Annotated in this window: 15 protein-coding genes; 7 read left to right on the top strand and 8 right to left on the bottom strand. The window is 67.7% G+C overall.

Translation table 11 applies throughout. The features are described 5' to 3' along the window. Positions 1-60: 60 nt before the first annotated feature. A complete protein-coding gene (locus EL337_RS25775; RefSeq protein ID WP_048633962.1) occupies positions 61-567 on the top strand; it encodes a phage holin family protein in 507 nt (168 codons plus the stop codon). Then, entirely contained in the window at positions 567-1526 is a 960-nt protein-coding gene (locus EL337_RS25780) for an alpha/beta fold hydrolase (RefSeq protein WP_048633963.1), read from the top strand. The genes EL337_RS25775 and EL337_RS25780 overlap by 1 nt, the downstream gene beginning before the upstream one ends. On the opposite strand, the gene marP is transcribed toward EL337_RS25780, so the two are convergent. Genes marP through nth form a run of 4 tightly spaced genes read right to left on the bottom strand, consistent with a single transcriptional unit; the run spans position 1527 to position 4956 of the window. After that, positions 1527-2720 (bottom strand): acid resistance serine protease MarP, encoded by a 1194-nt coding sequence (gene marP, locus EL337_RS25785; RefSeq protein ID WP_048633964.1) that lies wholly within the window; start codon positions 2718-2720, stop codon positions 1527-1529. It abuts the gene before it with no gap. Next, the gene (locus EL337_RS25790) at positions 2717-3499 is read right to left on the bottom strand and encodes an NUDIX hydrolase (RefSeq protein WP_048633965.1); all 783 of its coding nucleotides are present in this window, start codon (positions 3497-3499) and stop codon (positions 2717-2719) included. The genes marP and EL337_RS25790 overlap by 4 nt, the downstream gene beginning before the upstream one ends. Further along, on the bottom strand, positions 3496-4152 hold the full coding sequence (locus EL337_RS25795) for a TlpA family protein disulfide reductase (RefSeq protein ID WP_048633966.1): 657 nt from the start codon (positions 4150-4152) through the stop codon (positions 3496-3498). The genes EL337_RS25790 and EL337_RS25795 overlap by 4 nt, the downstream gene beginning before the upstream one ends. Positions 4153-4158: 6 nt before the next feature. After that, on the bottom strand, positions 4159-4956 hold the full coding sequence (gene nth, locus EL337_RS25800; protein WP_083443177.1) for an endonuclease III: 798 nt from the start codon (positions 4954-4956) through the stop codon (positions 4159-4161). A 104-nt stretch (positions 4957-5060) separates the two neighbouring features. On the opposite strand from nth, the gene EL337_RS25805 reads away from it, so the two are divergent. Together EL337_RS25805 and crp are read left to right on the top strand one after the other, a co-directional pair. Beyond that, the gene (locus tag EL337_RS25805; RefSeq protein WP_048633968.1) at positions 5061-5393 is read left to right on the top strand and encodes a hypothetical protein; all 333 of its coding nucleotides are present in this window, start codon (positions 5061-5063) and stop codon (positions 5391-5393) included. 102 nt (positions 5394-5495) lie between these two features. Continuing rightward, positions 5496-6170 (top strand): cAMP-activated global transcriptional regulator CRP, encoded by a 675-nt coding sequence (crp, locus tag EL337_RS25810; RefSeq protein WP_003931718.1) that lies wholly within the window; start codon positions 5496-5498, stop codon positions 6168-6170. 63 nt (positions 6171-6233) lie between these two features. Here the strand turns inward: crp and EL337_RS28915 are convergent, their stop codons facing one another. From EL337_RS28915 to EL337_RS25825, 3 genes are read right to left on the bottom strand one after another with little or no spacing between them, the layout of a single operon-like run. Next, positions 6234-7007 carry an MBL fold metallo-hydrolase gene (locus EL337_RS28915; RefSeq protein ID WP_048633969.1) on the bottom strand — a complete coding sequence of 258 codons (774 nt, stop codon included), beginning with the start codon at positions 7005-7007 and terminating at the stop codon, positions 6234-6236. Then, positions 7008-7469, bottom strand: a complete 462-nt coding sequence (locus tag EL337_RS28920; protein ID WP_048633970.1) for a RidA family protein — start codon at positions 7467-7469, stop codon at positions 7008-7010. It abuts the gene before it with no gap. Then, positions 7466-7627, bottom strand: coding sequence for a Sp36 family protein (locus EL337_RS25825; RefSeq protein WP_109860180.1), 162 nt, complete (start codon positions 7625-7627; stop codon positions 7466-7468). Before EL337_RS25825 ends, EL337_RS28920 begins: the two co-directional genes overlap by 4 nt. 48 nt (positions 7628-7675) lie before the next feature. On the opposite strand from EL337_RS25825, the gene EL337_RS25830 reads away from it, so the two are divergent. Then, positions 7676-8728 carry an ATPase BagA gene (locus EL337_RS25830; protein WP_048633971.1) on the top strand — a complete coding sequence of 351 codons (1053 nt, stop codon included), beginning with the start codon at positions 7676-7678 and terminating at the stop codon, positions 8726-8728. Between the two features lie 13 nt (positions 8729-8741). After that, complete coding sequence (locus EL337_RS25835) at positions 8742-9872, top strand: ATPase BagB (RefSeq protein ID WP_048633972.1); 1131 nt, start codon at positions 8742-8744, stop codon at positions 9870-9872. Between the two features lie 97 nt (positions 9873-9969). Here the strand turns inward: EL337_RS25835 and EL337_RS25840 are convergent, their stop codons facing one another. Beyond that, positions 9970-10326: a WhiB family transcriptional regulator gene (locus tag EL337_RS25840; protein ID WP_048633973.1), complete on the bottom strand. Its 357-nt coding sequence runs from the start codon at positions 10324-10326 to the stop codon at positions 9970-9972. A gap of 298 nt (positions 10327-10624) precedes the next feature. Between EL337_RS25840 and ponA2 the strand changes: the two genes are divergently transcribed. After that, positions 10625-13084 (top strand): transglycosylase/D,D-transpeptidase PonA2, encoded by a 2460-nt coding sequence (ponA2, locus tag EL337_RS25845; protein WP_048633974.1) that lies wholly within the window; start codon positions 10625-10627, stop codon positions 13082-13084. Positions 13085-13108 lie beyond the last annotated feature (24 nt).

Genomic DNA, 13108 nt, shown 5'->3' on the forward strand with positions numbered 1-13108 from the left:
ACGTGGCAACATGAACCGGAATATCAACCGCGACCCAGCACTGAGTCGGGAAGGAAGTCCGTGAGCGACCGCAGAAACGGCGTACCGAGCACCGTTACGTCGATACCGCTGGTGGACCCCCACGCGCCGAAGCCGGATCCGTCGATCGGCGATCTGGTCAAGGACGCCACCGCCCAGGTTTCGACGCTCGTACGTGCCGAGGTCGAGTTGGCGAAGGCGGAGATCACCCGCGACGTCAAGAAGGGCCTGACCGGCAGCATCTTCTTCATCGCGGCCCTGGTCGTGCTGTTCTACTCCACGTTCTTCTTCTTCTTCTTCGTGGCGGAGCTGCTGGACACCTGGCTGTGGAAGTGGGCCGCCTACCTCATCGTGTTCGGCATCATGGTCGTGCTCACCGGGTTGCTCGCGTTGTTCGGCTACCTGAAGGTCCGGCGGATCCGCGGACCGCAGAAGACGATCGAATCGGTCAAGGAGATCCCGGGCGCCTTCAACCCGGGTCCGGACACCAAGGCCGTCGCGACCACCAACGGCGAACCCGTGGCGCAAAAAGACCCTTCAGGCTGGTAATGGGCCGACCCGATCCGTCGGTTGTGCGCATCGGCGGGCCGTGGCGCCACTTGGATGTGCACGCGAACGGGATTCGCTTCCACGTTGTCGAAGCCCAGGGACCTGCCGGTGCCGACGACCGGTCGCGGCCTCTGACGGATCGTCCGCTGGTCATCCTCCTGCATGGCTTCGGCTCGTTCTGGTGGTCGTGGCGCCACCAGCTCAAAGGCCTGACCGGGGCCCGAGTGGTGGCTGTCGATCTGCGTGGCTACGGCGGCAGCGACAAGCCGCCCCGCGGATACGACGGCTGGACATTGGCAGGCGACACCGCAGGCCTGGTGCGGGCGCTGGGTCACAGCACCGCGACGCTGGTCGGCCACGCCGACGGCGGGCTGGTCTGCTGGGCCACCTCGGTGCTGCACCCCCGCGTGGTCCGTGCGATCGCCGTCGTCAGCTCGCCGCACCCCGCCGCGCTGCGGTCCTCGGCGCTGACGAGGCGGGATCAGGGCCGGGCGCTGCTGCCGTGGATGCTGCGCTATCAGGTGCCGGTGTGGCCGGAGCATTCGCTGACCCGTCATGACGGCGCCGAGCTGGAGCGGCTGGTGCGCAGCCGGTCCAGCGCCAAATGGCAGGCCAGTGAGGATTTCTCGGAGACCATCGGGCACCTGCGCCGCGCGATCCAGATTCCGTCGGCGGCCCACTGCGCACTGGAGTATCAGCGGTGGGCGGCGCGCAGCCAACTGCGCGGCGAGGGACGACGATTCATGCGATCGATGAAAGGCCCGCTGGGAGTCCCGGTGCTGCATCTGCGGGGCGAGGCGGATCCGTACGTGCTGGCCGACCCGGTGTACCGAACCCAGCGCTACGCGCCGCACGGACGGTACGTGTCGATCGATGCTGCCGGGCACTTCGCCCACGAAGAAGCTCCCGACGCGGTCAACGAGCAGCTGCTGCGTTTCCTGAAGCAGGTGTACGGGTGATCAGCCGGCGCTGATGCAGGTTCCGGTCGGGACGCGGTCGACGTTGCCGACCTTGGCCATCTGCCTGGCCACCTCCTGGGCGGTCAGCACGAACCCGGTGTCGACGTCGTCGACGGCGGCACCGAAGACCACGCCGAGCACTTTCCCCTGCCGGTTGATCATCGGCCCACCTGAATTACCTTGCCGCACAGTCCCTCTGATGGTGTACACCTCGCGGGTGACGGTGGTGCTGCGGTAGATGTCGGGGCCGTTGAGCTTGATGACCTCCCGGATGCGCGCCGGCGTCGCCGTGAAGTCGCCGCCGCCGGGGTAGCCCAGGACGATGCCGTCGGTGCCGGGCTGCGCCTCCGTGTCGACGAACTGCAACGGCGCGGAGGGCAGGTTCGGCACGTCGAGGATCGAGATGTCGGCGTCGGGGTCGTAGGACACCACGCCTGCCTCGTAGGACTGTCCGTCGACCTCGATGGTCACGCTGTCGGACCCGGCGACGACGTGGGCGTTGGACATCACCCGGTTGGGGGCCACGACGAAGCCGGTGCCTTCGAGCACCTTCTGGCAGCTCTGGGCGACGCCACGGACCTTGACCACGCTGGGCCGGGTGGTGCCGACGACGACGGAGGTGGCCAGCGTGGGGTCCGGCGCCTCGATATCGGCGACCTGAGTGGGGCCGAACGGTTTCAGGACGTCGTGAAGGCCCGCGGTCTCCCACAGCGCCGAGAGCCGGTCGGGCACCGACCGCAACCAGCTCGGCGCCACCGTGTCGACCTCGGAGATCACACGCGAGCCGGCAACGGCGGCCGCCAGATTGGGCTGCGGCGAGGACATCAGCGCGGTACCCAGCAGCCATGACGCCGTGAGCACGAGTACGAGCTGCAAAGCCACGCCGACGACCGAGTCGGCGACACGCAGGGCGGGATTACGGATGGCCCCGCGAACCGCCCTGCCCAGCACCACCCCGGCGATCTCACCGATCACCACCAGCACGAGGATCAGGAACAGCGTCGCGAAGAGCTTGGTGCGCGGCCCGTCGATGTAGGTGACCAGGTGGGGGGCCAGGAGTACACCGGCCGCTGCGCCGAGGACCACGCCCACCAGGGCCAGCAGAGATCCGGGTGCACCGGATCGCCAGCCCGAGACGGCAGCGAGGAGGGCGACAGCGAGAATCGCGATGTCAAGCCATTGTGACGAGTTCATTGTTGCGCATCACCGTAACTGCCCTGGGCGTCCAGGAGCGCCATTGCGTCGTTGAGTTCGTACAGTTTGTCGCTTTCCCAGGGCACCGCCCAGCCTGCGACGTCGAGCATGGCCGAGATGATCTGGCCGGTGAATCCCCACACCATCATCTCGTTGAGCAGGAACGCCGGCCCGGCCGTGCGGCGGGTGTTCTGGCTGCGATACACCGTGATCCGGTTCTGCGGGTTGACGAACGCCCGTACCGGCACGCGGGTCACCAGCGCCGTCTCGGCGTCGTCGACCACTGCCACCGGACCGGGGTCGGGCGAGTAGGCGAGGACCGGGACGACGTGGAAGCCCGACGGCGGGATGAACATCTTCTCCAGGGTTGCCAGTGGGTGCAGCCTGCTTGGCTCGAGCCCGGTCTCTTCAGTGGCCTCGCGCAGCGCGGTGTGGACCGGGCCCAGGTCACCGGGGTCCGCCGCGCCACCGGGAAACGCCGCCTGGCCGGCGTGGTGGCGCAACGTCGACGCGCGCACGGTGACCAGGAGGTCGGCGTCCTCGGGCAGGGAGCCTTCTGTACCGCCCTGCGGACCGGAGAACAACACGAGCACGGCAGCATCGCGCCGGGTGCCCGACACGGCGGCCGTCGTGTTGGCGGCCGTCAACGCGGCCAGCACTTCGGCAGGTATCCGGCGGCGGTAGGCCTTCTTGACGGCGTCGGGCTGATCGACCAGCGGCGCCAGCCAGGGCGGCGCGGCGGACGGCGTCAGCTCACCCTCGCGGCTGTCCCAGCTCACGCCACTCCAATCTTCGGGTCGACCGCGGCGGCGATCTCGTCGGCGGTCGCGAACGACCGGGGCAGGATCTCGGCAACGCTACCGTCGGCGCGGAGCACCACCGTCGCAGGCATCACGTTGGGAACGCCCAGCGCTGCGGCGATGCTGCGGCGTCCGTCCTGCACCGTCGGCAGTTGCACGCCCAGCTCGGCGAGCCTGAGCAACGCCGCGGTCTCGTTCTCGTCCTGATGCACGGTCAGCACGACCACCCCGGGCCCCAGACGCCGCTGGTACTCGGCCATGGCCGGGAGTTCATCGGCGCAGGGGCCGCACCAGTACGCCCAGAGGTTCAGCACGGCCGGCCTGCCGGCCAGGGCGGCGGCGACGTCGACCCGCGAGCCGTCGCCGGCACATTCGAGGACGATCCCGCGCAGTGCTTCGGGGCCCGGACCCGCTCCGGGGACAGGGCACGGGGAGAGGTCGGCGGCGGCGCGCGGACCCTGCAGCGCCTCGGCAGTGTCGGCGTCGCGCCGGTCGCGCGCCGACACGGTCTCCTGGCCCGCCGAGTACGCCGAACCGCCGGTGTCCTGGGCGCCGAGTTCCGACCACAGCGCGACACCGAGCGCGACGAGGATCACCAGCGCCACGACGCTCCACCGGGCTGACGCGCTCATCAGCGGCTAGAGTCCGGCCAGCGCCAGCAGATGCTCGGTCTCGGGGCCCTTGACCAGCGGTGCGGCGATCAGCGGGTCGGTGGGCCCGGCACCGTAGGACGGGCAGTCTTTGGCCAGGACACAGACCCCGCAGGCCGGCTTGCGCGCGTGGCACACACGCCGGCCGTGGAAGATGACCCGGTGGCTGAGCAGCGTCCACTCCTTGCGCTCGATCAGCTGGCCGACGGCATGCTCGACCTTGACCGGGTCTTCCTCGGCCGTCCAGCGCCAACGCCGCACCAGCCTGCCGAAGTGCGTGTCGACGGTGATGCCGGGGATGTCGAAGGCGTTGCCGAGGATGACGTTGGCGGTCTTGCGGCCGATGCCCGGCAGCGTGACGAGCTCGTCGAGCGTGTTGGGCACCTCGCCGTCGAACCGTTCCTCCAGCGCCTGCCCGAGGCCGATCAGCGAGTTGGTCTTGTTCCGGTAGAAGCCGGTGGGACGGATCAGTTCTTCGAGCTCGGTGCGATCGGCGGTCGCGTAGTCCCGGGCCGTGCGGTACTTGGCGAACAGCGCCGGTGTCGTCATGTTGACCCGAACGTCCGTGCACTGCGCCGACAGGATGGTGGCCACCGCCAGCTCTAGGGGGTTCGTGAAGTCGAGCTCGCAGTACACGTGTGGAAACGCTTGTGCCAGAGTGCGGTTCATGCGGCGGGCGCGCCGGACGAGGCCTCGGTGGGTTTCCTCGTCCCATTTACGCGCGGGCACGCGCGCAGCCCGCTTACCGGCGGCCGCAGTGCCGGTCGGCGTTTCACTCACGGTCACCAGGCCAGCGTACTGACGGGGTCCGACGCGCCGGATGGTGGATCAGTTCTTAACGTGGACTTTTCGTGATCCCGCTGAGACCTTCGGCGTGTTTACTTCGCCTTGTGTCGTGGTTGCTCGTTGCGCTGATCCCGGGGTTGCTCATGTTGGCGACCTTCGGTTTGGAGCGCCTCGAGGCGAGCTTGGGCCGCGAGAGCCTCTCCACCGCCGACGTCGACGAGTTCCTGGAGCAAGCCGAGGACAGCGACGTCGACACCCTCGCGAGGGTGGGGATGGACGGCGCCCTGGACGGTATTCATCAGCGCCTCAGCGGGCAGGACACCCCACCCGCGGCGCTCGTCGAGGCCATCTCGGCGCCAGGTTTGCCAACACGCGAGTACCTCGCGCAGCTGGCGAATACTGAGTTTCGGCAGACCCGCCATGCCAATCGTGTGTAGCGTAAACGGGTCACGAAAAGGCGTACCTCTAGACTGATCTCACGATCGTGAAGAGGTCGCCTTAACGCATGTCTGATCACCGAACGCAACAAGAGGGGCAACGTGGACGAGATCCTGGCCAGGGCCGGAATCTTCCAGGGGGTCGAACCCAGCGCTGTTTCCGCGCTGACCAAGCAGCTTCAGCCCGTTGACTTTCCCCGCGGACACACCGTGTTCGCCGAGGGTGAGCCTGGCGATCGCCTGTACATCATCATCTCCGGCAAGGTGAAGATCGGGCGGCGGTCACCAGACGGTCGCGAGAATCTGCTCACGATCATGGGCCCCTCGGACATGTTCGGCGAGTTGTCGATCTTCGATCCCGGCCCACGAACGTCCAGCGCCACCACCATCACTGAGGTGCGCGCTGTCTCGATGGATCGCGAGGCGCTGCGGGCGTGGATCGCCGACCGTCCCGAGATCGCCGAGCAGCTGCTGCGGGTCTTGGCCCGCCGCCTGCGGCGCACCAACAACAATCTCGCCGACCTCATCTTCACCGACGTGCCCGGTCGCGTGGCCAAGCAGCTGCTGCAGCTGGCCCAGCGCTTCGGCACCCAGGAGGGCGGCGCACTGCGTGTGACGCACGACCTGACGCAGGAAGAGATCGCTCAGCTGGTGGGGGCGTCCCGCGAGACCGTCAACAAGGCTCTCGCCGACTTCGCCCACCGCGGCTGGATCCGCCTGGAGGGCAAGAGCGTGCTGATCTCGGACTCCGAGCGGCTGGCGCGCCGAGCGAGGTAACGAGCGAGAATCCGGCGCCGAGCGAGGTAACGAGCGAGAATCCGGCGCCGAGCGCGCCAGGCCTCAGCGGCGCAGGTAGTCCAGCTGCGCCTGCACCGACGATTCGGCTGCCTCCCAAAGCTTTTCGTCGACGTCGGTATAGACGTGCTCGACCACCTGACGAGCCGACACGTCCTCTCCGAGCTCCCGGACGGCCGCACGCACCTGTTCCAGCCGGTCTTCCCGGTGGGCCAGGTATGTGTCGCTGACGCCTTCCAGGTCGTCGAGTTCTGGACCGTGCCCCGGAAGAACGGTGCGGTGACCCAGTCCGCGCAGCCGGCGAAGCGACTCCAGGTAGTCCCCGAGCGACCCGTCCTCCTTGTCGATCACCGTGGTGCCGCGTCCCAGGATGGTGTCGGCGGTCAGCACAGCGTCGTCGACGAGGAAGGACACCGAGTCGGCCGTGTGGCCGGGGGTGGCCATGACGGAGATCTTCAGGCCGGCGGCATCGATGACCTCACCGTCGGTCAGTGAACCGCCAAGGCCGCGCTGGAAGCCGCTGCCCACCGAGCGGACGACGGCGCCGGTGAGGTCGACGAGGCGGTCGATGCCCCCGGTGTGGTCGCTGTGGCGGTGGCTGATCAGCACGAGCGGTATCGGGCCGAGCGCCGCGAGGCGCTCGATGTGCTCGTCCTTGTCATCGGGGCCGGGGTCGATCACCACCATCTCGTCGGTGCCAGGGCCGCGCAGCACCCAGGTGTTGGTGCCGTCCAGTGTCATCAACCCCGGGTTCTCGCACAGCAGCACCGACGCGACGTCGGTCACCGGCCGCAGCAGTCCGTACGCGGGGTGTTCCACCTACGCGACCTCGACGATGACTTCCACTTCCACCGGCGCGTTGCGCGGAAGCTCGGAGACCCCGACGGCGGACCGCGCATGGGCGCCGGCATCGCCGAACACCTCCCCGAACAACTCCGAGGCGCCGTTGATCACGCCGGGCTGGCCGCCGAACTCGGGTGCCGAGGCCACGAAGCCGACGACCTTGACCACCTTGACCACCGAGTCGATGCCGACGAGCGCGTCGATCGCGGCCAACGCGTTCAGGGCGCACTGGCGGGCCAGGGTCTTGGCCTCGTCGGCCGACACCTCGGCGCCGACCTTGCCGGTCGCCAGCAGTTCACCCTCGCTGATCGGCAGCTGCCCCGCCGTGTAGACCAGGGTCCCGGTGCGTACGGCGGGTACGTAGGCGGCCAGCGGCGCCACGACCTGCGGCAGCTCGATGCCGAGCTCGGTCAGGCGGCCCGACCAGCTTGAGGTCATTTGGGCCGCTTCAGGTAGGCGACGTGCTGCTCACCCGTCGGGCCGGTCAGGACCGAGACCAGCTCCCAACCGTCCTCACCCCACTGATCGAGGATCTGTTTGGTGGCATGCGTCAGCAGCGGGACGGTGGCGTACTCCCAGCGGGTCGGTTCGCTCATGCGGCTGAGCTTATCCGGCTGTCGACCCGCTATGGCTAGCATGCTGGGGTGGCTACCACCTCATCTGGATCAGACGGCGCACCGGATGGTCCCAAGCCTCTGGGTTGGCCGTCACGGCTGACCGAGGCGCGTCTGCATTTCGTCACCGGCAAGGGCGGCACCGGCAAGTCGACGATCGCCGCGGCGCTGGCCTTGGCGCTGGCTGCGGGCGGCCGACGCGTCCTTTTGGTGGAAGTCGAAGGGCGCCAAGGAATTGCGCAGCTATTCGATGTGCCACCACTGCCGTACGAAGAGGTCAAGATCGCGACCGCCGAGCGTGGCGGGGTGGTCAACGCGTTGGCCATCGACACCGAGGCCGCGTTCCTGGAGTACCTGGACATGTTCTACAACCTCGGCCTGGCCGGCCGGGCGATGCGCCGGATCGGCGCTGTCGAGTTCGCGACGACGATCGCACCGGGCCTGCGGGACGTGCTGCTCACCGGCAAGATCAAGGAAATCGTCACCAGGAACGACAAGGGTCAGCCGAAGGGCCGGGGAAGCACGTACGACGCGGTGGTCGTCGATTCGCCGCCCACCGGCCGGATCGCGCGTTTCCTCGATGTCACCAAGGCGGTGTCCGATCTCGCCAAGGGCGGGCCGGTACATTCGCAGGCCGACGGCGTGGTCAAGCTCCTGCACTCCGATCTGACCGCCATCCATCTGGTGACGCTGTTGGAGGCACTGCCGATCCAGGAGACGCTGGAGGCGATCAACGAGCTGCGCGACATGGGCCTGCCGATCGGCAGCGTGATCGTCAACCGCAACATCCCCTCGTATCTGTCAGCGGAAGACCTCGCCAAGGCGGCCGACGGCGTCATCGACGCCGACGCGGTCCGGGCGGGGTTGACCACCGCCGGAATCACCCTGTCGGAGGACGACTTGGCCGGCCTCCTGACCGAGACCATTCAGCATGCGACCCGCATCGCGGCGCGCACGGAGAGCGCCGAGCAACTCGCCGAGTTGGACGTGGCGCGCCTCGACCTGCCCACGATCGCGGACGGTGTCGATCTCGGGAGTCTCTACGAACTGGCGGAAGAGCTCGCCCATCAGGGCGTGCGGTGAGCGGAGGGACACGATGAGCACCACTCCCCCGGCCTTGGACATGGCCACGATCCTGCGCGACACCTCTAACCGGGTGATCGTCTGCTGCGGGGCGGGCGGTGTCGGCAAGACGACGACGGCTGCTGCGATGGCGTTGCGCGCCGCAGAATACGGGCGCACCGTCGTCGTCCTGACGATCGACCCCGCCAAGCGGCTGGCTCAGGCGCTGGGTATTCGCGATCTGGGCAACACGCCCCAGCGGGTGCCGCTGCCACCCGAGGTGACCGGCGAGTTGCACGCGATGATGCTCGACATGCGGCGCACCTTCGACGAAATGGTGCTCCAGTACTCCGGTCCCGGCGCCGCCGACGCCATCCTGGACAACCAGTTCTACCAAACCGTGGCCACGTCACTGGCGGGCACGCAGGAGTACATGGCCATGGAGAAGCTGGGACAGCTTCTGGCAGAAGACAAATGGGATCTGATCGTGGTGGACACCCCACCGTCACGCAACGCCCTGGACTTCCTCGATGCGCCGAAGCGCCTGGGCAGTTTCATGGACAGCCGGCTCTGGCGGATACTTCTGGCGCCGGGACGGGGCATCGGCCGTCTGGTGACGGGCGCGGTCGGTCTCGCGATGAAGGGCATGTCGACGATTCTGGGCTCCCAGATGCTCTCCGACGCAGCGGGTTTCGTCCAGTCTCTCGATGCGACGTTCGGCGGATTCCGCGAGAAGGCCGACCGCACCTATGAGCTGCTCAAGCGGCGCGGCACTCAATTCGTCGTGGTGTCGGCGGCCGAACCCGATGCGCTGCGGGAGGCCTCGTTCTTCGTCGACCGGCTGGCGGGCGAGCACATGCCGTTGGCCGGCCTGATCCTCAACCGCACCCATCCCACCCTGTGCGACCTGCACGCCGACAAGGCAGCAGAGGCCGCGGAGCTGCTGTCCGAGAAAGATCCCGGCTCGGTGGCAGCCGCGGCGTTGCAGATACACGCGGAGCGGGCGTCCACCGCGAAGCGTGAGGTGCGGCTGCTGTCGCGGTTCACCGGCGCGAATCCGAGCGTCGCGATCGTCGGTGTGCCGTCGTTACCGTTCGACGTGTCCGACCTCGATGCGCTGCGCGCGATCGCAGAACAGATCACAGGCGGGGATACCGCGGCGTAACCACGCAACAGGGGCTGCTCGGCTTGGGCTAGTCGGAGCCAACCCGCGAATCAGGCAATCGCGGCTCAGCTGTCAGACGACTTAGCTGTCAGACGAGTTAGCCGGCAGTGCGGTGTTTGCGCTGGGCCGAGAAGAAGTCGGCCCAAGAGACCACATCGGGATGCTGCTTGAGCAGTGCCCGGCGTTGCCGTTCGGTCATGCCTCCCCACACACCGAACTCGACGCGGTTGTCCAGCGCGTCGGCGCCGCACTCGGCGATCACGGGGCAATGGCGGCAGATCACAGCGGCTTTGCGCTGAGCTGCCCCCCGGACGAAGAGTTCATCGGGGTCCGTTTGGCGACACCGGGCCTGAGAAACCCACGCAATACGGGCTTCTGCTTCAGCACCCTGCACAATGGAATGGTCCGATGCATTCGCGGTGGTACTGCGAGCCGCGGGCTTGATTGATGACACCAGCGATCCCCTATCGTTCTGGCCGCGCCCCGACAACGCAGACGATTATTAACTCAAGCGTCGATTGCAAGTGCGATCTACGCCACATTGCGAGTACTGGGTGTGACCTGCATCGCACTGCTAGCTCAACTTAGGTGGTCAGGGGCGTTCTGCGCAATACGTTCGTGACCACTTTTTTGGGACGACCGTGCCGTCAGGCCGGTACAGTGCCGAGCCCCGGCGTTTGACATGGCCTGTCACGAGCGCATTCGAGCTGCTCGAGACCTGCTGGCCGGAAAGTCGTCGCTACTCTGTACGCATGCCGGAGGACCCCCCGATCCGGCCGCCCCGCGCGGTCACCGTCATCAAGCTCGTCTGGTGCTGCCTTCTGGCCAGCGTCGTCGCCGCGGGTCTGATGTTCCCTGTGGTCGGCGGATTCGGCCTGATGTCCAACCGCGCCTCCGATGTCGTCGCCAACGGCTCGGCCCAGCTCGTCGAGGGTGAAGTACCGCAGGTGTCGACGATGGTCGATGCGAAGGGCAACATCATCGCCTGGCTCTACTCCCAGCGACGGTTCGAAGTTCCCAGTGACCAGATCGCCAACACGATGAAGCTGGCGATCGTCTCCATCGAGGACAAAAGATTTGCCGACCACAACGGAGTGGACTGGCAGGGCACACTGACCGGTCTCTCCGGCTACCTGTCGGGCAACCTCGACACCCGCGGCGGCTCGACCATCGAGCAGCAGTACGTGAAGAACTACCAATTGCTCGTCATCGCGCAGACCGATGCCGAGAAGCGGGCCGCCATCGAGACCACCCCGGCGCGCAAGCTGCGCGAGATCCGGATGGCGCTGACGCTCGACAAGACTTTCACCAAGCCGGAGATCCTCACCCGCTATCTGAACCTGGTGTCGTTCGGCAACGGCGCGTTCGGGGTGCAGGACGCCTCACAGACGTACTTCGGCATCAACGCCTCCGAGCTGAACTGGCAGCAGGCCGCACTCCTTGCGGGCATGGTCCAGTCGACGAGCACGCTGAACCCGTACACCAATCCCGACGGTGCCCTGGCCCGCCGCAACGTGGTGCTCGACACCATGATCGTCAACCTGCCCGAGTACGCCGACGAGTTGCGCGCCGCCAAGCAGGAGCCGCTCGGGATACTGCCCCAGCCCAAGGAACTGCCCAGAGGTTGCATCGCCGCCGGTGACCGCGCGTTCTTCTGCGACTATGCGCTGGACTATCTGGCCCGCGCCGGGATCAGCAAGGACCAGGTCGCCAAGGGTGGCTACCTCATCAAGACCACGCTGGAGCCGGACGTACAGGCGTCGGTGAAGAACGCGATCACCGAATTCGCAAGCCCGGACCTCGCCGGCGTGGCCAGCGTCATGAGCGTCATCAAGCCGGGCAAGGAGTCCCACCCGGTGCTGGCGATGGCCAGCAACCGCACGTACGGCCTGAACCTCGACGCCGGCGAGACGATGCAGCCGCAGCCGTTCTCTCTGGTCGGCAACGGTGCGGGTTCGGTGTTCAAGATCTTCACCACCGCGGCGGCCATGGAGATGGGCATGGGCATCAACGCCCAGCTCGATTCACCATCGCGGTTCGAGGCCAAGGGCCTGGGCAGCGGCGGTGCCCGCGGCTGCCCGCCCGCGACGTGGTGCGTGCAGAACGCCGGCAATTACCGCGGCACGATGAGCGTCACCGACGCGTTGGCGACGTCGCCGAACACGGCGTTCGCGAAGCTGATCGCACAGGTCGGGGTGCAGCGCACGGTGGACATGGCGGTGCGGCTGGGGCTGCGGTCCTACGCGCTGCCCGGCACCGCGCGCGACTACGACCCGGAAAGCAACGAGAGCCTCGCCGACTTCGTGAAACGCCAGAACATCGGTTCGTTCACGCTGGGACCGATCGAGGTCAACGCGTTGGAACTGTCCAACGTGGCCGCGACGCTGGCCTCGGGCGGCACCTGGTGTCCACCGAACCCGATCGCCGAGGTGTGGGACCGCAACGGCGAACAGGTGTCGGTCACCACCGAAACGTGCGAACAGGTGGTTCCCGAGGGTTTGGCCAACACGCTGGCCAACGCGATGAGTAAGGACGACACCGGTTCGGGAACCGCGGCCGGCGCCGCGGGTTCGGTGGGATGGAGCCTGCCGATGTCGGGCAAGACCGGCACCACCGAAGCCAACCGCTCCTCGGCGTTCCTGGGTTTCACCAACCGGTACGCCGCGGCCAGCTACATCTATGACGACTCGACGGCGCCGACCGAGCTGTGCTCGTTCCCGCTGCGTCAGTGTGGTTCGGGAAACCTGTTCGGCGGCAACGAGCCGGCCAGGACGTGGTTCACCGCGATGAGCCCGATCGCCACGGCGTTCGGTGACGTCACCCTGCCGCCGACCGACCCGCGCTACGTCGAGGGGGCACCCGGTTCGCGGGTGCCAAGCGTCGCGGGTATGAACCAGGACACCGCGCGGCAGCGGCTGCGCGAGGCCGGGTTCCAGGTCGCGGATCAGGCGACACCGGTGAACAGCTCGTCGTCCTACGGCACAGTGGTCGGGACGTCACCGACCGGTCAGACGGTGCCGGGGTCGATCGTGACGATCCAGATCTCCAACGGCATCGCGCCGCCGCCACCTCCACCACCGGCAGGCGCTCCGCCACCGGGGCTGCCACCACCGCCAGTGGGCGAGACCGTGATCCAGATTCCGGGTCTGCCGCCGATCACCGTGCCGGTGCTCGGGCCGCCGCCACCTCCCCCACCACCGCCGCCGGGGTGACCCGACGACCTGTGATCGACAGGT

It is taken from the genome of Mycolicibacterium aurum (assembly GCF_900637195.1).
GTDB classification, from domain to species: Bacteria; Actinomycetota; Actinomycetes; order Mycobacteriales; family Mycobacteriaceae; genus Mycobacterium; species Mycobacterium aurum.

Bases quoted from the DNA above. Each gene is read 5' to 3' on its own strand.
- marP (WP_048633964.1), bottom strand. From the start codon at position 2,720: ATGAACTCGTCACAATGGCTTGACATCGCGATTCTCGCTGTCGCCCTC.
- EL337_RS25795 (WP_048633966.1), bottom strand. From the start codon at position 4,152: ATGAGCGCGTCAGCCCGGTGGAGCGTCGTGGCGCTGGTGATCCTCGTC.
- EL337_RS25780 (WP_048633963.1), top strand. From the start codon at position 567: ATGGGCCGACCCGATCCGTCGGTTGTGCGCATCGGCGGGCCGTGGCGC.
- EL337_RS28920 (WP_048633970.1), bottom strand. From the start codon at position 7,469: ATGACCTCAAGCTGGTCGGGCCGCCTGACCGAGCTCGGCATCGAGCTG.
- EL337_RS25835 (WP_048633972.1), top strand. From the start codon at position 8,742: ATGAGCACCACTCCCCCGGCCTTGGACATGGCCACGATCCTGCGCGAC.
- EL337_RS25825 (WP_109860180.1), bottom strand. From the start codon at position 7,627: ATGAGCGAACCGACCCGCTGGGAGTACGCCACCGTCCCGCTGCTGACG.
- ponA2 (WP_048633974.1), top strand. From the start codon at position 10,625: ATGCCGGAGGACCCCCCGATCCGGCCGCCCCGCGCGGTCACCGTCATC.